General features: G+C 55.0%; 33 protein-coding genes. 6 read left to right on the forward strand and 27 right to left on the reverse strand.

Going from position 1 to position 17,862, the window contains the following annotated elements:
• Nucleotides 1–343 precede the first annotated feature (343 nt).
• From dcd to BMAGN_RS06645, 26 genes are all read right to left on the reverse strand, one after another.
• Nucleotides 344–892, reverse strand: a complete 549-nt coding sequence (gene dcd, locus BMAGN_RS06530) for a dCTP deaminase (protein WP_022860372.1) — start codon at nucleotides 890–892, stop codon at nucleotides 344–346.
• Entirely contained in the window at nucleotides 879–1,736 is an 858-nt protein-coding gene (locus BMAGN_RS07920; protein WP_152593298.1) for a hypothetical protein, read from the reverse strand. Before BMAGN_RS07920 ends, dcd begins: the two co-directional genes overlap by 14 nt.
• 38 nt (nucleotides 1,737–1,774) lie before the next feature.
• A complete protein-coding gene (locus tag BMAGN_RS08340) occupies nucleotides 1,775–1,945 on the reverse strand; it encodes a hypothetical protein (protein WP_022860374.1) in 171 nt (56 codons plus the stop codon).
• The gene (locus tag BMAGN_RS06540; RefSeq protein ID WP_022860375.1) at nucleotides 1,932–2,153 is read right to left on the reverse strand and encodes a hypothetical protein; all 222 of its coding nucleotides are present in this window, start codon (nucleotides 2,151–2,153) and stop codon (nucleotides 1,932–1,934) included. Before BMAGN_RS06540 ends, BMAGN_RS08340 begins: the two co-directional genes overlap by 14 nt.
• Nucleotides 2,154–2,171: 18 nt before the next feature.
• Nucleotides 2,172–2,510 carry an HNH endonuclease gene (locus tag BMAGN_RS08765; protein ID WP_022860376.1) on the reverse strand — a complete coding sequence of 113 codons (339 nt, stop codon included), beginning with the start codon at nucleotides 2,508–2,510 and terminating at the stop codon, nucleotides 2,172–2,174.
• Complete coding sequence (locus tag BMAGN_RS07925; protein ID WP_022860377.1) at nucleotides 2,495–3,361, reverse strand: helix-turn-helix domain-containing protein; 867 nt, start codon at nucleotides 3,359–3,361, stop codon at nucleotides 2,495–2,497. Before BMAGN_RS07925 ends, BMAGN_RS08765 begins: the two co-directional genes overlap by 16 nt.
• Nucleotides 3,358–3,522: a hypothetical protein gene (locus BMAGN_RS08345; protein WP_022860378.1), complete on the reverse strand. Its 165-nt coding sequence runs from the start codon at nucleotides 3,520–3,522 to the stop codon at nucleotides 3,358–3,360. Before BMAGN_RS08345 ends, BMAGN_RS07925 begins: the two co-directional genes overlap by 4 nt.
• A complete protein-coding gene (locus tag BMAGN_RS06555; RefSeq protein WP_022860379.1) occupies nucleotides 3,519–3,755 on the reverse strand; it encodes a hypothetical protein in 237 nt (78 codons plus the stop codon). Before BMAGN_RS06555 ends, BMAGN_RS08345 begins: the two co-directional genes overlap by 4 nt.
• Before the next feature lie 48 nt (nucleotides 3,756–3,803).
• A complete protein-coding gene (locus BMAGN_RS06560) occupies nucleotides 3,804–3,956 on the reverse strand; it encodes a hypothetical protein (RefSeq protein WP_155802541.1) in 153 nt (50 codons plus the stop codon).
• A gap of 52 nt (nucleotides 3,957–4,008) precedes the next feature.
• Complete coding sequence (locus BMAGN_RS06565) at nucleotides 4,009–4,275, reverse strand: hypothetical protein (protein WP_152593299.1); 267 nt, start codon at nucleotides 4,273–4,275, stop codon at nucleotides 4,009–4,011.
• 631 nt (nucleotides 4,276–4,906) lie between these two features.
• Nucleotides 4,907–5,131 carry a hypothetical protein gene (locus tag BMAGN_RS06575; protein ID WP_022860384.1) on the reverse strand — a complete coding sequence of 75 codons (225 nt, stop codon included), beginning with the start codon at nucleotides 5,129–5,131 and terminating at the stop codon, nucleotides 4,907–4,909.
• A gap of 748 nt (nucleotides 5,132–5,879) precedes the next feature.
• Nucleotides 5,880–6,131: a hypothetical protein gene (locus BMAGN_RS06585; RefSeq protein WP_022860387.1), complete on the reverse strand. Its 252-nt coding sequence runs from the start codon at nucleotides 6,129–6,131 to the stop codon at nucleotides 5,880–5,882.
• On the reverse strand, nucleotides 6,128–6,448 hold the full coding sequence (locus BMAGN_RS06590; RefSeq protein WP_022860388.1) for a MerR family transcriptional regulator: 321 nt from the start codon (nucleotides 6,446–6,448) through the stop codon (nucleotides 6,128–6,130). Before BMAGN_RS06590 ends, BMAGN_RS06585 begins: the two co-directional genes overlap by 4 nt.
• 387 nt (nucleotides 6,449–6,835) lie before the next feature.
• Nucleotides 6,836–7,300: a single-stranded DNA-binding protein gene (locus BMAGN_RS06595; RefSeq protein WP_022860389.1), complete on the reverse strand. Its 465-nt coding sequence runs from the start codon at nucleotides 7,298–7,300 to the stop codon at nucleotides 6,836–6,838.
• Nucleotides 7,297–8,115 (reverse strand): recombinase RecT, encoded by an 819-nt coding sequence (locus BMAGN_RS07930; RefSeq protein WP_022860390.1) that lies wholly within the window; start codon nucleotides 8,113–8,115, stop codon nucleotides 7,297–7,299. The genes BMAGN_RS06595 and BMAGN_RS07930 overlap by 4 nt, the downstream gene beginning before the upstream one ends.
• The gene (locus BMAGN_RS06605; RefSeq protein ID WP_022860391.1) at nucleotides 8,112–8,627 is read right to left on the reverse strand and encodes a hypothetical protein; all 516 of its coding nucleotides are present in this window, start codon (nucleotides 8,625–8,627) and stop codon (nucleotides 8,112–8,114) included. The genes BMAGN_RS07930 and BMAGN_RS06605 overlap by 4 nt, the downstream gene beginning before the upstream one ends.
• Nucleotides 8,628–9,152 (reverse strand): hypothetical protein, encoded by a 525-nt coding sequence (locus tag BMAGN_RS06610; protein WP_022860392.1) that lies wholly within the window; start codon nucleotides 9,150–9,152, stop codon nucleotides 8,628–8,630.
• A 24-nt stretch (nucleotides 9,153–9,176) separates the two neighbouring features.
• Entirely contained in the window at nucleotides 9,177–9,584 is a 408-nt protein-coding gene (locus BMAGN_RS06615; RefSeq protein WP_022860393.1) for a hypothetical protein, read from the reverse strand.
• A gap of 9 nt (nucleotides 9,585–9,593) precedes the next feature.
• The gene (locus tag BMAGN_RS06620) at nucleotides 9,594–10,049 is read right to left on the reverse strand and encodes a hypothetical protein (protein ID WP_026502148.1); all 456 of its coding nucleotides are present in this window, start codon (nucleotides 10,047–10,049) and stop codon (nucleotides 9,594–9,596) included.
• Nucleotides 10,028–10,501: a RusA family crossover junction endodeoxyribonuclease gene (locus tag BMAGN_RS06625; RefSeq protein WP_022860395.1), complete on the reverse strand. Its 474-nt coding sequence runs from the start codon at nucleotides 10,499–10,501 to the stop codon at nucleotides 10,028–10,030. The genes BMAGN_RS06620 and BMAGN_RS06625 overlap by 22 nt, the downstream gene beginning before the upstream one ends.
• Nucleotides 10,501–10,710 carry a hypothetical protein gene (locus BMAGN_RS08425; protein WP_022860396.1) on the reverse strand — a complete coding sequence of 70 codons (210 nt, stop codon included), beginning with the start codon at nucleotides 10,708–10,710 and terminating at the stop codon, nucleotides 10,501–10,503. The genes BMAGN_RS06625 and BMAGN_RS08425 overlap by 1 nt, the downstream gene beginning before the upstream one ends.
• Nucleotides 10,711–10,722: 12 nt before the next feature.
• A complete protein-coding gene (locus BMAGN_RS06630; RefSeq protein ID WP_022860397.1) occupies nucleotides 10,723–10,932 on the reverse strand; it encodes a hypothetical protein in 210 nt (69 codons plus the stop codon).
• A 4-nt stretch (nucleotides 10,933–10,936) separates the two neighbouring features.
• The gene (locus BMAGN_RS06635) at nucleotides 10,937–11,197 is read right to left on the reverse strand and encodes a hypothetical protein (protein WP_022860398.1); all 261 of its coding nucleotides are present in this window, start codon (nucleotides 11,195–11,197) and stop codon (nucleotides 10,937–10,939) included.
• 18 nt (nucleotides 11,198–11,215) lie between these two features.
• Entirely contained in the window at nucleotides 11,216–11,401 is a 186-nt protein-coding gene (locus BMAGN_RS08770) for a helix-turn-helix transcriptional regulator (protein WP_081640937.1), read from the reverse strand.
• A complete protein-coding gene (locus tag BMAGN_RS06640; RefSeq protein ID WP_022860399.1) occupies nucleotides 11,398–12,207 on the reverse strand; it encodes a phage antirepressor KilAC domain-containing protein in 810 nt (269 codons plus the stop codon). Before BMAGN_RS06640 ends, BMAGN_RS08770 begins: the two co-directional genes overlap by 4 nt.
• 46 nt (nucleotides 12,208–12,253) lie before the next feature.
• Nucleotides 12,254–12,490, reverse strand: a complete 237-nt coding sequence (locus BMAGN_RS06645) for a helix-turn-helix domain-containing protein (protein WP_034250443.1) — start codon at nucleotides 12,488–12,490, stop codon at nucleotides 12,254–12,256.
• Between the two features lie 161 nt (nucleotides 12,491–12,651).
• Here BMAGN_RS06645 and BMAGN_RS08170 point away from each other — a divergent pair, with 161 nt between their 5' ends.
• The 6 genes from BMAGN_RS08170 (at nucleotide 12,652) to BMAGN_RS06670 (ending at nucleotide 16,983) form a co-directional block, all read left to right on the forward strand.
• Nucleotides 12,652–12,996: a helix-turn-helix domain-containing protein gene (locus tag BMAGN_RS08170; RefSeq protein WP_160257216.1), complete on the forward strand. Its 345-nt coding sequence runs from the start codon at nucleotides 12,652–12,654 to the stop codon at nucleotides 12,994–12,996.
• Nucleotides 12,997–13,078: 82 nt separating this feature from the next.
• On the forward strand, nucleotides 13,079–13,417 hold the full coding sequence (locus tag BMAGN_RS06655; RefSeq protein WP_152593300.1) for an ImmA/IrrE family metallo-endopeptidase: 339 nt from the start codon (nucleotides 13,079–13,081) through the stop codon (nucleotides 13,415–13,417).
• Nucleotides 13,405–14,526, forward strand: coding sequence for a tyrosine-type recombinase/integrase (locus BMAGN_RS06660; RefSeq protein ID WP_022860403.1), 1,122 nt, complete (start codon nucleotides 13,405–13,407; stop codon nucleotides 14,524–14,526). The genes BMAGN_RS06655 and BMAGN_RS06660 overlap by 13 nt, the downstream gene beginning before the upstream one ends.
• 67 nt (nucleotides 14,527–14,593) lie before the next feature.
• The gene (locus BMAGN_RS08775) at nucleotides 14,594–14,701 is read left to right on the forward strand and encodes a hypothetical protein (protein ID WP_162176176.1); all 108 of its coding nucleotides are present in this window, start codon (nucleotides 14,594–14,596) and stop codon (nucleotides 14,699–14,701) included.
• 218 nt (nucleotides 14,702–14,919) lie between these two features.
• Complete coding sequence (locus BMAGN_RS06665) at nucleotides 14,920–15,477, forward strand: tyrosine-type recombinase/integrase (RefSeq protein WP_051892945.1); 558 nt, start codon at nucleotides 14,920–14,922, stop codon at nucleotides 15,475–15,477.
• Nucleotides 15,478–16,113: 636 nt separating this feature from the next.
• Nucleotides 16,114–16,983: a TrmH family RNA methyltransferase gene (locus tag BMAGN_RS06670; protein ID WP_022859762.1), complete on the forward strand. Its 870-nt coding sequence runs from the start codon at nucleotides 16,114–16,116 to the stop codon at nucleotides 16,981–16,983.
• A gap of 23 nt (nucleotides 16,984–17,006) precedes the next feature.
• On the opposite strand, the gene BMAGN_RS06675 is transcribed toward BMAGN_RS06670, so the two are convergent.
• Nucleotides 17,007–17,862 (reverse strand): cysteine ABC transporter substrate-binding protein (locus tag BMAGN_RS06675; protein WP_034250449.1); only part of this gene is annotated, 856 nt, incomplete at its 5' end.

The following is a 17,862-nucleotide window of genomic DNA, read 5'->3' on the forward strand; positions in this document are numbered from 1 at the left end:
TCAGGGATGAGGCGCTTCGACTCAACGGAAGCGGGGAATAACGACAAAAGAGGAACCGACCGACAATCGGGGATAGCCTGCTCAATATGGGAAGCCTCTGACATCAGGCGCGCAAGCCAAGTGCCAAGCACGCCCAGTTCGCAGGAATCCCGTGATTTTCAATCACGGGAGTGTCAACGGGTATTTTCGTTTGGACGGTATGGCGAAATTGTTTTTCTTTATGCGTTTGCGTCCTCTAGCGTTCAGCTTCGCCATTGCCGTCCCCCATGAATTTGAGCGCCGCGTCCAACGCCATGTCCGTGTGGTTTGCTGTTTCCATTGTTTTCCTTTCCTTATTTTTCTGTCATTTTTGGAAGCTTGGCGTGGGGCCTTGCTGGTGCTGGTAGTGGGAGCCTAGGCTCTCGTGCCCGTACGCGCGTGCGGGGGCGCTTGACATGCGGAAGAAGCAGAGTTGGCCGATCCTCATGCCCGGCCACAATTTGACCGGAATACCGCTCACGTTCGCCAATTCAAGTGTGATCGAGCCTTCGAATCCCGGATCGATGAATCCGGCCGTGATGTGCGTGAGCAATCCCAACCGTCCGAGTGAACTTTTCCCCTCATACCGTGCGGCCAACAGGGTTCCCAACCGTATGCGCTCATACGTGCAGGCGAGAGCGAACTGTCCGGGGTGGAGCACAAACGGGCGTGTGTCGGGTATCGTGACCAGCCGTGTTGAGTCTTCGGGGTTGGCGGTGTCCACGCAATCCGTTTTCGGCGTGTCGAACAGGCGGAACTGGTTGGAAAGTCGCACGTCAACGCTTGCCGGTTGGACAAGTTCGAGATTGAACGGCGTGAGTTCGAACATTCCCGTATTGTGCGCGTGGATGATGTCGCGGTCACTGAGCAGCATTTTGTCTCCCATCGATTTTATCCCACAGGTTCGGTTCGGTTTTGGGCGTGATGTTTTCGGCAAGCATGTAGGCGTCGGCCATCTTGTACACGGGTTTCCCGTCGTCGTTTACGGGTTTGAGCTTGCCGCGAGCGACCCAGTTGCGCATGGTCGAAGCGTTCACGTTGACGCCGCACTGTTGAAGCATGGATCGTAGGTCTCGTTGCGTGCCCGTGTACGCGGACGCGAGTATGCGCTGTTGGCGTTCCGCCTTGAGGAACGATACCGCCCATGTTGAGTGGCATCGTGGGCATTCGACGGTCGTGTCATGCGGGCGCATGGCTAGGCTTATCCCGCATTTCTTGTTGGGACACGGGCCGACAATCACCGATTCGGTTTCTTCCGGCTCAAGGAAAATCCTCATGCGTTCGACTAGATGGTGTATCTGCTTCGCGTACAATGGCGTCGTGAGGTCGTACAGGCATTTGCGTTCCGGCTTGCCTTCCGCCACGTTCACCCTCTCGGTGAGGATCGTTTTCGCCGTTTGCGCTATGCTCATGTCGCGCGTTTTCTTGCGTAACGCGAGGTTTGTGGCGAACGCCCTTACGGTGATTTCAATACCGTCGTCGTCGTACAGGAGCATGAACACGCTGTGACGTATCGGTTCGGGCGGGATGACCGCTTGCGTGTGTGCGCCCACGGGGTCAGGCTGGTGTCCGAACGCGCGGTTCACTTTGTAGTTTTCGAGTTCGTCCGTGTATGCGGCGATATATTGCAGGTCGTTGAGGAACTGTTGTGAGCATTTGTCGCACAAGAATTTGTCGTTGTCGCGTTCCCGCCAACAGTTCTGACATACTGTTCTCATTTTCGTTTTCCGTTCGTCAGAGAGGAAGGTAAACCGTTTTATTCGTGATGTTTGAGTTGTTCGCGGATATGGTGGGCGGCTGAACTGATATGCCATTCCGCTTCGCCCATCTCGTCACGCGCACGCTTGTCGATGGAACCGTCCAGCGCGGCTTCAAGAAGTTCGCGCTGAACACGTTTCAAAAGGTTGAGCAGGTCACGCTCTCTCATCTGCCCAACACCAGCCTGACTCTCCTTCCGAGTAAGGTTCAACCATCATTAACGCTTCCTGATAGCCGATGTCGTAGGCGTCCATGTAGCCACGCGCGTGCCCGGCAATGAAACCCTTCATGTACACGTCCAAGTACTTGACTTCCACGTCGTCGGCTTTGGCGGCGTTGATCCCGTCCTGAGCGAGCAGTTCGTCTTCCTTGTACATGATCTCTTCCCCTTCGGTTTAGTTGATTGTCTTATAGGTTCCGTCTTCTAGTGGCTGTTTCCACCCGTCTTTCGTGTAGACGGGTCGTGCGGCGGGGTCTTCCCACGAGTGGAGCAGATAACCCATGGTTTGCGCGTCTGCCACGTTCGCGTGCGCCCACCCGTGGCATCCGGTGGTTCCGGTGCCACATAGGAGCACTAGGTTTTGTGGTTGGTCTCGTTCGCGTTTGTTGGCTTGGGAGCGGCGTTTGCGGTGGTGGATGCTTGCGGTTTGGCCGATGCAGTATTTGCCGCAACGGACGCAACACCCGTTGTCTCGTTCGGCTATGATGTCGCGCGTGCTCATGATCGTGTCCATTCCGGTGTGGTCAAGCCCATGGTTTCGGCTTCATCGATTACCGCTTGTGTCGCTTCGTCCGGTGTCATGTGGCCGTTGAAGAACGTTTTCCGTAGGCGGGCTATCTGCTTCGGCGTGAGTTCATGGCCGTTGGCGTCGTTGATCACGTCACGGATATGGCACCATTGCGCGTCGGTACGCGGGTCTTTCTTCGGCTTGTGGCGTTGCGCGTAGGCGACGGCCTTTTCAAGCCATGCTTCGTACACGCGCGTCCAATCGCGCGGCTGTTGTCCCGTGTTGGCGACGTGTTCCAACAGCTTGTCCCATTCGTCGTCCATGTTGACGCCGAGGTCACGGCACTGGCGTTTGAGCTGTGGGTTCGCGTCCGGTTTTTCTTTTCCAGTCGGTCGGTCGGTGTCACCGTTTTCCCTATTAGTTAAGTTAAGAGACTGACTGACTATATAGGGTTTATGGGTATTCGGGTTTTCGGGTTTACTGTCAACAGATGACACCCCTACTGACACCCCTACTGACACCCCTGTTGACACCCCTAGGTTAGAGGTGTCATTTTGACACCCCTGTTTTTCGGTCATTGCCAAGTCCCATACGAGTGGGCGATGGTTCGCCGGATAGCCTTGCGCCTTGCGCGGGTCGCCCGGACGGATCACGCCGCACGCCTTCAGCTCCTTGATGGCACGGTAAATCGTGGACTCGCTCAAATGTGTTTGTTCCATAAGGTTCGTGATGCCCGGCATCGCGCCACGCCCGTTCATGTCAGCTTCGTTCGCCAACGCCAACAGCACGCGGTAGCTTGAGTACTTGATGTTCGCGGGACTGTCGAACGACGCCCAGATGAACGCTTGCAAGCTCATGGTGTCACCTCTTCCTCTTTCAAAACGTCGAATATTTCGTCGGCAATGTCGTTGGCGCAACCGTCCACGTCGAACGGTTCGAAAGCGTTGTCCGTGTACATGCGCAAACGGATGTGCTCGCGGATGATGCGCCTGATCGTGTCTTTACTGTCTTCTCTCATTCGTCCCCTTCGATACGTTCGGGCGGTTGAAACAGGCTTAAAGCTTCGTGTAGCAAGCCGATGCTTTCGTAGTCTTTCTGGTGTCGCGCGTAGGTGAAATACATGTGGGTGTCGTCCGGGTTGACGATGGGGTCTACGACGTCCACGATGATGACGTAGCGGCTGAAATGGCCGAACATTTCCTCCAACTTGTCGCGTATTTCGTTGTCGTCGATGCTGTCGAAGTCGATCATCGATTCTTCCTCTCTCGATGGCGTCGCGCCACTTCTTCTTTGTGCTTGTCAATGGCAAGCTGTTGCGGGATCGTCAGCCTGAAATGGTTGACGAAGCGTCGTGATGGACTTTTTTCCCGGGTAGTTTTCGATCACTTCCTCACAGCGTTGGAGCTGCTTGTCGGATTCGTCGGCAATGGGGATCATTACGTCTTCCGACATATGGCGCATGAAATCACTTGTGCCCATGCGAAGTTATCGAACGTTTTAATGATCAGGTCTCGTACTCGTTCTTTCGCTTTGCTATCAAACAGCTTTTGAATATTTTTGATAGGAACGTTTTTTCGTAGGCTTTGACGAATTCTTCAGCTGATGCTTTCGTCGGATGGTAGTCGGACGTGCAAGCGACTATTTCCACGGATTTTCGAAGGACGATGAATTCAAGTAGCGAGTCCATGAACTCGATCATTTCGCGTGTAAGGTGGCGCGTCTTGTATTGCCTACTGCCGCTCATGATTCCTCCTCGCTTGTTGTTGGCCATGTTGCTTCTTCTATGTGTTCGAGGTATCGGGTAGTGTCTGACGTGCCTTCTAGACAGCTGAGAATGCGCATGGCGTCATGGAATGATATTTCGAACTGTTCGGTGTGGTCTTTCATGGTTGCCTTTCATTTGTGGTTGGCTACGAGGTAGCTGATGAGGATGCAGACGCCTACGAGGCTGATGGTGATGAGGTAGTCGGTCGTGGCAGTGTCCATTTCAAGTAGTCGCGGATTTGTTCTGTGGTTTCCCCCTTGGTTGAGGAGTCCGGCTACGGTGCAGGCGGTAATGTCAGATGCCTGGTCGTCTGGATTCAAGCTGGTTTAGCTTGCGGCTCATGATTCCTCCTCGCTTGTTGTTGGCCATGTTGCTTCTTCTATGTGTTCGCGTTCTTGGTTGATTGCTTCTAGTGCTTTACTGAGATGCTTTCGCGCGTTGATTCGGGATTCGCAGAGGCAGCCGAGTGCGTCGTTAAGTTCGTCGCCTATTACCGTGTTGAAACTGCAGTGGTCGTTGACCGTGTTTGCGTTTTTGAGTTGTTCGATTGCCCAGTAGAAGAGGTTTTCACATGTTTCTGTGTATGTTTTGATTGAGACGATTAGATCGTATTACTCGCGGTAGTTCTTGTGGCTGGTCATGCGTCACCTTCTTCGCTGGTATCGTCAAGGTTGTTTTCTTTGGCCTCACCGATGCGCCTGTAGCATTTGCGTACCATTGCGGTGGAGATAGTTTCGATGGTTTCCCCCGCGTCAACGATGTTCGTGTTCATGTCTTCCATGAACTGCCAGTCGGCTTCCCAACCGGCTATTTCGGCTTGGATGTCACCGATGATCTGTTCAATCAGCGTGCGCGTGCTCATGAGGTCTCCTTCCTAGAACAAAGTCGTGGCGTCTGCTTGCTTGATGCCTAGTAGGGCGCTGAAAAGGCTTTTACCCCCGAACAATTCGAGGATTTGTACGCATTTCATGACGCTGATCCTTTCCTGAAATTGCTGATCAACTCTTGAACGGCGTTGTCAGCGAGTATGTAATCGCTGGCCGGACGCGGCTTCTTGTACACGGGTTTCGGCTTGGCCGGAAGTGGCCTGTAACCGCCACCTTTCTTGTTCTCCAACATGCGCCGATACTGGTCGGGATTACGCTTCTTCCAGCACTGGTAGCAGTAGCGTGAACCCCCGTACCGTTTCCCCTCGCCACAGTCTTCGCACGGCTTGCGCAAGTTGCTCGCCCGGTATCGCTTAGCCCGTTCTTGTAATTCCGCGTAATCTTCCGGCCTGTAACGGCGGAGACAATCCACACACAAGCCACCCGTATAATTCGAGTACTTGATTTCGCCGCACATGCTGCACGGCCTATGGTTGACACACTTCGCGCACACCCAACGGGTTTTATTGGCGATCAGACGGTCACGATGGCAACTGCTGCACACGCCCGTCGTCGGGGACGCTTTTTCTTTCCAGTAATACGCGCGTGAATTGTCCAGCTTCTTCTGGTACTTGTCCGGCCGCACTTTCCTGAAACAGTCGATACACAGGACACCCTGATACTTGAAACAGTCGGTTCTTCCGCACGCCTTGCACGGCAGCGGGCGCATACGATCAGACCTTTTCATTGCATGTTCCCCTTCTTGAAACGAAGCCATGTGCAGAAAGTCGGGTATTCAATCCACATTTTCCTGTGGTGATCCTTGATCGAGGGGAAAGCGTTGCGGCGCATTTCCTCACGGATCGTGGAAGACGACATGCCGCTGATTTCCACGGCTTCGTCAACGGTGATCAGACGCGGATACACGGCGTTCTGACGGAAGAACTGGTTGCGGTGCAACCGTTCCTTGTACGGTTGGAGAGTGGTCATGCTCATGCGTTCTCCTTCATGCCGATGCGGTAACGGTACGGGTCTCGCGTGCAATACACGTAAGGCTGATACTGGGTGTTGTTGGCCTTCGCGTAAGCGCACACGCTGAGAATGTTGATCCACAGCGCGTTCCCGTACTTGATGGATTCAAGGACGCCTTCCGCGCACAAGGTTTGGATTTTCCCCTCGGTGACACCCAACAGGTCGGCCGCTTGCGACACCTTGCACAGTTTCGGATAGTTGTTGTATTTGCGGAAGAAATCGTTGTTGACGATCCGTTCGATGTCAGCGATCACGTCCGGCGAGTATTTCTTGTTTGCCATTCTGGTTCTCCTTGTTTGATGCCCCTGTATTGGACTATGAGTTTTCTGGTTTCCATGTCTTCGTGCGCGTATTCGGACACCCATGTTTGGACAGGCGGGTTAGGTATGCCCGCGAGTGACGGGTAGAGGAAGCAGAAGCAGTCTTTGCACGTCCGGCCTTTGTATCTGATACGGCATTCCTTGCCGCAACAGGAGCAAGGCCCTTGTCTGCCGCATTTCCAGCACAGGCCGGAATTGTGGCGGGTTACGCGCATCGTGCGCCCGCACTGTTTGCATGTGCCGGTGTATGGTTGGAAGCTCATGGTGGTGGCCTTACGTGGGTGCCGCAAGCGGGCCAGAGCAGACACCAGTATGGTGAAGCCCACTTGCGGCGGTTTGTTGGTTAACCTAGAATTCGGGTTCTTGGTTGAAGGAGCCTTGGCTCCAAGGGTCTGTGCCGGTTGGCATTGATGCCCAAGTGTTCTGCTGCTGTGGCTGCTGCACCGGCTGCTGCATGGGCTGCTGTGGCTGCTGCATCTGCTGCTGTTTGCGTGGAATGATCGCGATGGCCGTGGCGTTCACGTCCAGCGCGGTGCCTTGCGTACCGTCCTGCTTCTGGTAGGTGCGGACAGTCAGCGAGCCTGTCACCAACAGGTGCGTGCCCTTATGTACGTGCTGTAGGGTTTCCTTCGTCTGGCTGGTGTTGGCCTTCACAGTCACCCACGCCGTACCCTTGTCAATCCACTGGCCGCTAGCACGATCCTTGTATCCTTGACCAATGCCAACGTTCACTTGCGTGATGCTCCCGCCGTTATTGAAGGTCTTGGTTTCGGGGTCTTGTCCGGCGTTGCCGGTGAACGTTACTTGGATCATTTGTTGTCTCCTAGTGTTTGCTGGATGTCGTGGGCGAAACCGTCAAGGTTCGCGCACAGGGTTTCGAGCTTGTCGGCGGGAATGTCGTTGACGTTTTCAACGCCGACGATTTGTGTGAGTACGAGCCGTGCTTTTTGGGCGGTGTCCACGCCGTTTTCGCGCATCGTTTGGATGATCAGGTTGATCGGTTCGGGTTCGACGGGTTCCGCTTCCACGACTTCCGGCTCCACTGGTTCCGGCTTGCGCGTATAACTTGAATACGGTGAGCGTGGGCGCGGCGTCTCCTCCACGTTCTCCACCGTGACGGACTCTTCAAGCTCTTCCTTCGTGTACGCGCCACCCAAGCCGAGAAACAGGTGCGGGGCCGCTTCCCTTGCCGCTTCAGACACGGCACGCCACTTGAGCATCGTCATCGGCTGCTTCGTCCAATACTGGTCGCCGCCCAAACCCGCCTTCCGCGCCTTCGCCATATCCCAGACCGAAACGGTCGAATAGTCGGGGTCGTCGGGGTCGATCACCTCAACCGTCACCCGCTGGTTCTCGTCGTCCTTCGTGATATGCACCTTGAAATGTTGGGATTTGAGCAATCCGAGCATCGCTTGGGCGCTTAGTGTCGGCTTTCCTTGGATCACGTTGATTCCTTGGAGGGAAGCCATCGGTTCCAAACCGAGAGAGGAACCGTACTGTATGGCGACGAAAATGTTCGCTGGTTTTCCTTGGTATGCGGCGGGAACCATGCCCGTGCTCTGGGCGACGAGTTCCGCGTAGGTTTTCTGCTCCTCCAAGGTGGAAGGAACAAGAGTGCTGCTGGTCATGCTTGGCTGCTTTCAGTGAGTTGGAACGGTTCGCTTATCGTTTCGGGTGTGAGCGGCTGGTGGAGGAACGCCCGGTCGGGTTTGATTTGCACGCTTCCCGCGCGTCCCGGCTTATGGACGACGCCGGGCGGAACTTGGCCGTCATGGTCACGGATAAGACGTTCGATGTAGTCTTGCGTGCACGCTTCCTCGCGTGGCATCGGGATCGTTTCCCAAGCTTCAGGAAGCGCTTTTTCTTCAACGGCGGCTTTAATGTCTTTCAATACGCGCCCATAAGCTTTCGGGTCTTCCACCACCCACGAACCGTCGCCTCCGCGCGTTTTCGTGATCGTCGCCGCCGGACTACCGTTGATGTTCACGGTTTCCGCCGACTCAATCTGATCCTCGTACACGGTTTTGAACGCCTTCACCACGGTTTCCAAACGACGGATCAGCATTTGCGCGTAAGCGGCCTTCTGGGATGCTTCCTTGTATCCCATTTCGCCGATCATTTCCTCAATTTCGCTGGTCATTTACTTCCCCTTCTTGTGAAGATGCTGGATGGTTCGTATCTGTTCCCTCAAGCAGTTAAGCATCCCGTCCAACAGGTGTTCGGCCTTCATGAGACGGTCAGCCGTGGGCGCTAGACGCGGGTCTTCAGGAAACTGTTCAAACTGTTGGTCGATTTCCTTCGCGGTTTCCCCTATCTCGCTGATCCACAACGTTTTGTCTTTCGCCCGTTCGATCATGGTTTCCAAGTTTTCGAAGATGATCCGCTGCCGTTCTTCCAACGGCGGATACTTGATACGCTTGGACGGCGGTTCAGGGACGGTCGCTTCAAAGTTGAACGGTTGGCGCGTTCCCTTCATGAACTCCCATTTGCCGCTTCCGGTCACGTATGGGGTTCGTCCGAGTTTTGGCGTGAAGCAGTGGGTTCCGTTCCCGTGCGTTGCGGTGCCCACGGTGAACGCGATAATCACGTCCGTTTCGGGTTTGCGTAGATACACGAAGTCGCCGGGTAGTATGTTTTGCGGTTCCGCGATTTCTCGTTCGCTCATTTTTGGTCACTCCCTTTCTCATGGCTAGTCGAAAAACAGTCCGACGATTTGTTCCGTGACGGTATGGAGCGCCGTCTTGTCGAACAGGTAGTGGTCGCCCTTATCGCGGTCTTTCAACAAATCGTTGGTGGAGAGAATGCGGCGGATACGCCGCACGAGTTCGTCGTTCGAACATTGCGGGTCGGGAAAATTGGCGAAATATTCATCGTTGCTGGCTACATACTCTTGTTTGTTCAGACGGTCGTAGAAGTAGTAGCCGATGACCGTGCCGATAATTAGAGGTATGATCGCATCGTTGCTGTTACTGATGGCGTACAGCTCAATGCCGCGCATACATTCCTTCCCGTCGCACATTTTGCCTAACGCATTGTTCACGTAGTTGATAAGAGCGGCCTTCCTCTGGGTGGGAAGCACTGGTTTCTCGCTGCTCATTGATACTCCTTACAGTGTGTTTTCGGTCTGAATGGTCTCGATGACCTGTGCGGCCATGGTTTCCACATCCTCGTGACGGTACAAATAAACCTGTTCAAGCTTGTTGCACGTAATGTCGTTGTCCTCAAGAATCTTGACGATGCTCTCATGCACGTTCATGTAGTGCGCGTACAAGCTGAGCTTCGAATCGAACGGCGCGGGGTCTGTCGGTGCGAGACGCGCCAACAGTATGCCCGTCAGGTTTTCCGCGATCATGTTCGCCTTATACTTGCTGATGTAGTACAGGCCGTCAGCGAACAGTTTCGAATCGTTGTAGCGGACGATGGTTTTCACCGTCATGGCCTTGAGGTCGGCCAACAGTTGCTCTTCTTCGGTCGGTTCCTCGGAAGACTGCTCTTCAGGCTGTTCTTCAGGCTGTTCCGGCTGCTCTTCTGACAGTTCGATCACTTCATCAAAATCGTGCACCTTTCCTCCTCCTCATAAGGTGTCGGCTGTATCAGGATCACCGTTTTCGCTTCCCCCGACTGGCCGAAATACGTAAGCGGATCACCCGCCTTACGGTTGCGTTTCCTACCGTTGGCACCCGCAACCTTCCGGTCTGGATACCAACGTTGGGCGAACAGTTCACAAATCTGCACATCATCCTTGTAAGCCACACCGTTCAAAGCGTCGGTCACAAGCTTCACCAGATTGTCCGTGTCCTTACGCTGACGGCTGGCCATGTAGAACTGAAGCTCTACACGAACCAACCCTTCCAACGGCTCCAAATTCGGATACTTGGTCTGGAACTGTTCGCGAATACGTTTTTCAGTTTTCTGTGTTTTCGCCGGTGTGTATGTGCGTTGGGAAGCCCGGCTGAAACGGGGTCTCTGCTTCGAAACCGGGTCTCCAAGCACCGTGAGCGACAGCAATTCCATCAGGATTCTTCCGGCTCCTCGTGTACAAGTGTGAGCACGCTGCACGCGAATGCGAGTCCCGCTATGATCGCGACAATCGCCGCTACCGTGATCTGCCATTGGGCGCACTGGGCGCCAACCGGAAGATTCGTGTGGGTGCAAGCGAAACTCAAACCGAAGCCTGCAATGAAGCTGCTGATGACCATGACGACGGCGGCTCGTATTCTCATGATGTTCCCCTTCTAGTAGTTCAAATCGATGCGGATGATGTTCAGATGCGTTTTCAGCATGTTGATCGTGTTGATCGCGCGCAGACAGTCGCGGCCAAGGTCAGTGTCGCTTTCCGTGTCGGCGACGACTTGGAGGGCGCCTTCTAATCGGCTGATCGACCTGTCGGCGATGATCCAACGTTTGATGTCGTCAATCGCCTGGTGTTCGGTTTCCAAATCCACGGGTCTAGTCCTTTCCTTGTGCGACTTTGCGCAAGACGGTTGAATGGTGCCATCGGCTCTTACCGTCGTCGGCTGTGGTGTAGCTGGCGCTGTTGTCGGCTGGGATGAAGATGTGGGTGCCGGTTTCCGCGTAGTGGCGGACGATTCCGATGGTGAAGGCGTTCATGTTGCCGTTGTTGTCGTAGAGCGATACGAAGTCGCCCGGACGCGAGTCTTTGATGTCGGCAAGTTCTTGCCACTGAATGTCGTTCCATGGATTGTGCATTTCGTGTTCCCCCTTCTTCTATCTAAGTGGTGTTTCGTGGTCGGTTTCCCACTGTTCGATGGTTTCCGGTTTCCAACCGATTGTTCGTTTCCCGTGTCGCACGGCTGGTGGCATTTCACCGAAATGGTTGAGCTTGTATATGGTTGCCTTTGAACAGTTCCACCGTTCCGCTAAGTCTTTGACTGTGAGCAGCCTGTATGTCATTCAATACCGCCCGCCTGTATGAAACGGTTGATGAAGTATTCTTGGCCTTTAGGCGTGACCTTCGTCGTGAATGAAATGTCGGTGTGGCCGTCTGAATGGTTGAACGGTTTCTCGATAATGCGGAACAATCCCGCTTCCATGCTCTTCTGGGTGGGCATGTTCTTGATACCGTTCCTCTTCATGAGGAAACCGTTGTCGCGCAACCATTCGAACAGTCGGCGTTGTCCGGTTTCTACACCGTTTTGCTTGAGGATTTTGGCGAGTTCACCGATGAGGATGTCTTTGCCGCTGGTTTCCACAGCCTTCGCCCACAACACTTTGGGTTTCTGGTCTTCGAGAGTGCGTTCCGCTTCGAGACGCTTGGCGCGTTCCTCTTTTAATGTGGTTGCAAGTTGGATGAGATAGTCAGGATCGGTGAGCGTGCGTTCGATCACCTGTCCGGTCATGTAAGCGCCATGCTTGCGGATGCTGGGGAGCACTTCGTGCGTTATCCAACGCTGGAAGTTTTTAACTGTTGCCCTAGCCTGCTCGTCCTTGACGTAATCCACTTCGCGGCGCATGATTGCTGAGTACAAGCCGGATTCCGAGATGACCGCCATACGCCGGAAATCGTTGGAATCATGGGAAATACTCACTTTCTGAGTACCCTTTTCATCGGTGTCCAAGTTGCGTAGCATGTTCGCCGCGTCACGGTATCCAAGAATGAGAGCAACGTCCTTGGCAACAAACCACGGTTCGTTTTGATCGTCGGCGATAATACGAACGCCGTGTCCTTCGAAAGTTTGCTGTATAATGGAACTTGTCATTTTTGGTCAAACTCCTTAGCTGCACGTTCCGATAGCGTGCAGCTTTTTATTTTGTTGGGTCTTCCACCGCTACAAGCTCGGTGATCGGAACACCTAACGCTCTGGCGATGCGGTCAAGCTCATTCGTGTTGAACGGGCTGTTTTCGGGATGTGCGAGACGCCTGTCGAATGTCGTTGAAGGAATACCGGTAAGGTCACACACCGTTTGTCTGTTGAGTTTTTGCGAAGCCATTACAGCCTTGATGTTTGCCGCAACGGCTTCGCTGTAAGTTTCTGAATCCATGACTTTCACTCTAACCCCCATTTGGGGGGACGTCAAACCAGTTCGGGGGTCATCTCACATTTCGGTGCTATTTCAACAGTTAAACGGCGTGTCACCCATTTGGGGGTTTCTAGCGTTTTTAGATAAGATATAAAAATGACACAAACTATTGGAGAATGACCATGGACATGAACACAGCGATGGCAAAAGCGCTCCAAGCAAGGAGAGCGGTGGTAGGAATCACGCTGAGGGAACTTTCGGCGCGAGCTGGAATCCCCTCAACGACACTTGACCGAATCATGCACGGAACGCGCAACATCAACGTCATCAATTTGCACAAACTCGCGCAAGCCATGAACGTGACAGTGCCCGACCTGTTCGAGGACGCGCAAAAAATCATCGACCGTGACCAAAACTCCCACATTAAAGAAACGGAAAATGCAATTGCGCAAAACCTAGGATTGGCGGCATATGAAGACGACAATAAGGAAAACTATTTCGAAGACGGATGGTCTGAGCCTGCCTGACGGCTGGAAACACAAGACCTATAGTCAAATGAGGGCCGCTTACAGCAATGTGAGCGGCCTAACCATTGCCACAAGCAGACACTTGCCGAACGGATGGTGCGGCGTGTACTGCAAGGCCACAAAAACCATCCTGTTGGACGAACGACTCACGTACACCGCAAAAAGGTGTACGCTCACGCACGAGCTGATCCACTGGATGCGCGGCGACGATAATTGCGATGAGGAGAGCGAGCGGCGGACAAGGGAACTGACCGCGCTCACGCTCATCGGCGTCGAAGAGTACGCGCAACTGGAAGAACAGTATTCGGGCAACATTTGGCGCATTGCGGACGAGTTGGACGTTATCCCGTCCATTGTTCGCGATTTCTGCACGCATTGCGCCAACCATCCTGAAATGAGGTGTGACGTATGGTCACGATAACCAAGTACGCGATAAAGTCGGGCAAAACCTTTTACCGCGTGCGATACGAGAAACCTGACGGGCGTCAGAGCGACAAACGCGGGTTCAAACGGAAAGCGGACGCCGAAAAATGGGCGGCGGAACACGTCACCACGGCCATAGCCCACGGCGCGTTCGTTAACCCGTCAGACGGCATGGTTCGCGTCGAAACATTGTGGGGCGCATGGGCGGCGAAGAAACGCATCCGAGTAAAACCGTCCTACATGGACGACTTGGAAGGCGCATGGCGCAAATACGTGGCACCAACCTTCGCGCGTATGCCCGTCGCGCGGATCACCCGCATGATGGTGCAACACTGGGTCAACAAAATCCATGAAGGGAAAATCGACGGCAAACCCAAGTCTGCAACCGTGGTGTTGAGAGCCTACGGCATACTGTCGGGCATTTGCGCGGACGCTGTGAGAGACCGCATGATCGGCAATAACCCATGCGAAGGTGTGGAACTGCCGCGCAAACAACGCAAGGGAAAACACCCGTACCTGACACAAGACCAACTGTTCGCGTTGGCCGCGAAATGCGGGCCGAAATACCGTTTGTTCCTGTTGACGCTGGGTTTGACCGGTTTGAGATGGGGGGAAGCGGCGGCGCTCACCGTGGGCGACGTTGACATTGCCAGAAGACGTTTGAGCGTCACGAAAAGCGCGACACAAGTGGCCCGCAACAAGGTTGTCATGGGAAGCCCGAAAACCCATGAGATGCGTACCGTGACCATGCCGAAAATGTTGGCCGACATGCTTCCAGTGGACGGAAGGCCCAAAAGAGCGATCCTGTTCCATGATCCCGATTCGCGTGACGGGCACATGAAACAGTTCGACTCGCCCAAGAGCGGCACGAACGTGTTCTCACGCGCGTGCGACGAACTGGGATTGCCGCGCATGACCGTCCACGACCTGCGACACACCGCCGCCAGCCTCATGGTCAGGTCAGGAGCGAACGTGAAGGCCGTCCAACGGCAGTTAGGCCACGCCAGTGCAGCCATGACGCTTGACGTGTACGCCGACTTGTTCGATGACGATTTGGACTCGGTGAGCGAGAGCCTTGACCGCCTGTTGAAATCGTCTGGTGATTGAAAGTTGGGCACGAACTGGGCACGGGACGTTTTTCCGGTGACGTTTTCCTTAATTTCCAAATTCCTACATCTATTCGGAGTCAGCCGTCAACTTCATCGTCGACGAGATAACCAAGGACCCGGAAAACGTCATCCGGAAACTGAAGGAGAAGATATCGCGCATGCAAAGACAGTGAAAGGCCAACCCCAGGAGCAAAGGAATTCTCGACCCAAAGTCTTACTCCCATTCGGGAACCCAGCTGTAATCCACTCAAGTTGACCTTACGGAACAAGGATATAGCGAAATGACGACCGACGACACACCCTTCCCGGAAAGCGGATACCGATGATGGACAGCACTACGACAACTCGAAGCCGCGTCCTGCCCGACCTGTCGCAATTGACCTACGGGCAGATGCGCAACGCAATACTCGACCTCGACGTGCGCGTCAGCAGCGCCCTGCTCCCCGACAAGACGTACGGACTCTACGACGAGTCGAAACGCCTGATCCTCATCGACCGGCGCCGCTTCGACATCAACAAGAGCGCCACCGAAGTCTGCCGGCGGATCGTCGTCGGCACGCCGAAGACCCACGAACTGCGCACCGTCATGTTCCCCGCCGTGCTCGGCCCGCTGCTGCCCGTGCGCGGCAAGGGGGACGATGATCTGCTGTTCGCGGATCCGACCAGTCCGACCGGCTATATCATGCAGGTCGACTCGCCCAAGACCGGATCCAGTTGGTTCACGCGCGCGTGCGACGCGGCCGGCGTGCCGCGCATGACCGTCCACGACCTGCGACACACCGCCGCCAGCCTCATGGTCAGGTCAGGAGCGAACGTGAAGGCCGTCCAACGGCAGTTAGGCCACGCCAGTGCAGCCATGACGCTTGACGTGTACGCCGACTTGTTCGATGACGATTTGGACTCGGTGAGCGAGAGCCTTGACCGCCTGTTGAAATCGTCTGGTGATTGAAAGTTGGGCACGAACTGGGCACGGGACGTTTTTCCGGTGACGTTTTCCTTAATTTCCAACGATTTTGACCGTTATAAGCGGCGGGTTCAAGTCCCGCTCCGGACACCACTTAGAACCTTTGGTTTTCGTTGAAAATCAAGGGTTTTTTGTTTATGTGCCTCTGCTCTACCGTTTGATTTTGCTGGGCACGGATTGGGCACGAACAGATTTGGATGGTCCCAGAGTCCCAGTCCACGTCCCTATCATTGCCTTATCGGCGTGTCTCAGCATGCATTTTTTTTAAAAATTTTTCCATACATATGGATGAATCATGACTTGCTGTTCTTTGGACGGTGCAAACGCCCGGCAAGTTCCATCAACTTCTGCATTTTGCGACAGACACGCCGGGTTTCACGTCTCAAAATGCAGAGGAAGGAACCAAAGTATTCAAGATTCTTGAAGGCTTCTGCAAAATGAGACAGACACGCCGGGTTTTACGTCTCAAAATGCAGAAGAATAAGCGGAAAAACACAAACAGCACATGTTCCCGCCGCCCAGGGCCCTATGGATGCCATGCGTGGTTTAATAATGGTGGCTTTTGCAAGTTTGTAAACATCCAGGTACAGTCACGCGCCCCTATCGGCGGAAAGGTACGCCATGCAGTTCATCCATATCGAGTCCATCAGCGATCCGCGCGTCGCGGCATACACGAATCTGACCGAACTGCAGTTGCGCAACAAGCTCGAACCGGCCAAGGGCCTGTTCATCGCCGAATCCCCCAAAGTGATCGACCGGGCGCTCGCAGCGGGCCGCGAACCCATCTCCCTGCTCGTCGAAGAGCAGTGGATCGAAGGCATGGCGCGCGAATTCGCGTACATTGACGAGCATTGGGGCCCGGACGTTCCCGTATATGTGGCCAGCGAGGAACAGCTCAAAAGCTTGACGGGATACCGTTTGCACCGCGGCGCCATCGCCGCCATGCGCCGTTGGGCGCTTCCGAGCGTGGAGGAGCTGTGCGCGGGGGCGCGCCGCGTGGCCGTGTTGGAAAACATTGTGGACCACACGAATGTGGGCGCCATCATGCGTTCAGCCGCCGCGCTCGAAGTGGATGCCGTGCTCGCCACGCCATCATGCGCCGACCCACTGTACCGCCGCGCCGCGCGCGTATCGATGGGAACCGTCTTCCAGGTTCCATGGACGCGCATCGGCGGCGACGACAAGCATTTCTGGCCGTGGAAAGGCCTTGAGGAGCTTCATAACCTCGGCTTCACCACGGTGGCCATGGCGCTCCGCGACGACTCCATTTCCTTGGACGATCTGGTCGACCGTCTCAACTGCAGCCCGAACGACCCGAGCTACATTCCAAAGCTCGCGCTTATTTTCGGCACGGAAGGCGACGGCCTGTCGCACCACACCATCGCCAACGCGGACCTTACCGTCCGCATTCCCATGAGCAATGGTGTGGATTCGCTCAATGTCGCCGCCTCAAGCGCCGTGGCGTTCTATGCGACACGCGTGCGCGACTAATGGCGGCATTGCCGTCACTATAGTCACGCCTGGTTTACGACTCCCCCTTCCACGACGATTTCGCTCGGATCGACTTCGTCTCCGTATACGGGTTCTAGCGTTTGGCGGTAGTCGTTAAGGAAAAACTGCTCCTTGCCGAGTTTGACGATTTCATTATTGATATAGTCGAGCAGCTGCGTGTTGCCCTGTTGCACCGCGGGCGCGATCGTCTGCGCGTCGCCGAGTTCCGTGATGCCCACCGTGTATCCCTTGTTTTTCTTGGCCCATGCGAGCACTTCGGTGTTGTCGGTGGAGAACGCGTCGCCGCGCCCGTCAAGCAGCGCGTTGTACGCGTCCGCGTACTGGTCGTACTTCTGCAGCTTCACTTCCGGATGGTTCTGTTCGAAATACGATTCCGCCGTCGTTCCTTTCGCGACGATCAACATCTTCCCTGCCAGATCCTTCACGTCGCGGATAACCGCCCCGTTCGGAGAGACGACGCCGAGCGACACTTTCATGTACGGCTTGGCGAAGTCCACTTTTTCGGCGCGTTCGGGCGTTACGGTGAAGTTGGCAAGCGTCACGTCCACTTTGTTGCTCGTAAGCACGTCCACGCGCGCGGACGGGTCGACGGCCGTGTACCGCGGCTTGACGCCAAGATCCTTCGCCAGACGATCGGCGAACACCACGTCATAGCCCGCATAGTCGCCGTTGTCGTCCACATAGCCGAACGGCGCCTTGTCGGAGAATACGGCCACGTTAAGCACGCCCGAATCCTTGATGTCTTGCAGGGAACGAGCCTTGGCCGCGGACGTGGCCTGCGCCCCCGAGGCGCCTTCCGCGCTAGGTGTGGACGCGTCGGGACCGCATGCGGACAGTCCCGCGAGCATGGCGGCGCCT

This window comes from Bifidobacterium magnum, from assembly GCF_000741255.1.
In the GTDB taxonomy this organism is placed as follows: Bacteria; Actinomycetota; Actinomycetes; order Actinomycetales; family Bifidobacteriaceae; genus Bifidobacterium; species Bifidobacterium magnum.

Coding starts and splice junctions, on each gene's coding strand:
- BMAGN_RS06590 (WP_022860388.1), bottom strand. CDS start 6,448: ATGGCAAACAAGAAATACTCGCCGGACGTGATCGCTGACATCGAACGG.
- BMAGN_RS06585 (WP_022860387.1), bottom strand. CDS start 6,131: ATGAGCATGACCACTCTCCAACCGTACAAGGAACGGTTGCACCGCAAC.
- BMAGN_RS06640 (WP_022860399.1), bottom strand. CDS start 12,207: ATGACAAGTTCCATTATACAGCAAACTTTCGAAGGACACGGCGTTCGT.
- BMAGN_RS07925 (WP_022860377.1), bottom strand. CDS start 3,361: ATGAGCTTGCAAGCGTTCATCTGGGCGTCGTTCGACAGTCCCGCGAAC.
- BMAGN_RS07920 (WP_152593298.1), bottom strand. CDS start 1,736: ATGAGAACAGTATGTCAGAACTGTTGGCGGGAACGCGACAACGACAAA.
- BMAGN_RS06555 (WP_022860379.1), bottom strand. CDS start 3,755: ATGATCGACTTCGACAGCATCGACGACAACGAAATACGCGACAAGTTG.
- BMAGN_RS06560 (WP_155802541.1), bottom strand. CDS start 3,956: ATGTCGGAAGACGTAATGATCCCCATTGCCGACGAATCCGACAAGCAG.
- BMAGN_RS08770 (WP_081640937.1), bottom strand. CDS start 11,401: ATGACATACAGGCTGCTCACAGTCAAAGACTTAGCGGAACGGTGGAAC.
- BMAGN_RS06540 (WP_022860375.1), bottom strand. CDS start 2,153: ATGTACAAGGAAGACGAACTGCTCGCTCAGGACGGGATCAACGCCGCC.
- BMAGN_RS07930 (WP_022860390.1), bottom strand. CDS start 8,115: ATGACCAGCAGCACTCTTGTTCCTTCCACCTTGGAGGAGCAGAAAACC.
- BMAGN_RS06615 (WP_022860393.1), bottom strand. CDS start 9,584: ATGAGCAGCGAGAAACCAGTGCTTCCCACCCAGAGGAAGGCCGCTCTT.
- BMAGN_RS06610 (WP_022860392.1), bottom strand. CDS start 9,152: ATGAGCGAACGAGAAATCGCGGAACCGCAAAACATACTACCCGGCGAC.
- BMAGN_RS06595 (WP_022860389.1), bottom strand. CDS start 7,300: ATGATCCAAGTAACGTTCACCGGCAACGCCGGACAAGACCCCGAAACC.
- BMAGN_RS08170 (WP_160257216.1), top strand. CDS start 12,652: ATGGACATGAACACAGCGATGGCAAAAGCGCTCCAAGCAAGGAGAGCG.
- BMAGN_RS06565 (WP_152593299.1), bottom strand. CDS start 4,275: ATGGCCAACAACAAGCGAGGAGGAATCATGAGCGGCAGTAGGCAATAC.
- BMAGN_RS08340 (WP_022860374.1), bottom strand. CDS start 1,945: ATGAGAGAGCGTGACCTGCTCAACCTTTTGAAACGTGTTCAGCGCGAA.
- BMAGN_RS06605 (WP_022860391.1), bottom strand. CDS start 8,627: ATGACCAGCGAAATTGAGGAAATGATCGGCGAAATGGGATACAAGGAA.
- BMAGN_RS08765 (WP_022860376.1), bottom strand. CDS start 2,510: ATGGACACGATCATGAGCACGCGCGACATCATAGCCGAACGAGACAAC.
- BMAGN_RS08425 (WP_022860396.1), bottom strand. CDS start 10,710: ATGAGAATACGAGCCGCCGTCGTCATGGTCATCAGCAGCTTCATTGCA.
- BMAGN_RS06635 (WP_022860398.1), bottom strand. CDS start 11,197: ATGCACAATCCATGGAACGACATTCAGTGGCAAGAACTTGCCGACATC.
- BMAGN_RS06665 (WP_051892945.1), top strand. CDS start 14,920: ATGCGCAACGCAATACTCGACCTCGACGTGCGCGTCAGCAGCGCCCTG.
- BMAGN_RS06670 (WP_022859762.1), top strand. CDS start 16,114: ATGCAGTTCATCCATATCGAGTCCATCAGCGATCCGCGCGTCGCGGCA.
- BMAGN_RS06645 (WP_034250443.1), bottom strand. CDS start 12,490: ATGGATTCAGAAACTTACAGCGAAGCCGTTGCGGCAAACATCAAGGCT.
- BMAGN_RS08345 (WP_022860378.1), bottom strand. CDS start 3,522: ATGAGAGAAGACAGTAAAGACACGATCAGGCGCATCATCCGCGAGCAC.
- dcd (WP_022860372.1), bottom strand. CDS start 892: ATGCTGCTCAGTGACCGCGACATCATCCACGCGCACAATACGGGAATG.
- BMAGN_RS06625 (WP_022860395.1), bottom strand. CDS start 10,501: ATGGAATTGCTGTCGCTCACGGTGCTTGGAGACCCGGTTTCGAAGCAG.
- BMAGN_RS06575 (WP_022860384.1), bottom strand. CDS start 5,131: ATGAGCACGCGCACGCTGATTGAACAGATCATCGGTGACATCCAAGCC.
- BMAGN_RS06660 (WP_022860403.1), top strand. CDS start 13,405: ATGGTCACGATAACCAAGTACGCGATAAAGTCGGGCAAAACCTTTTAC.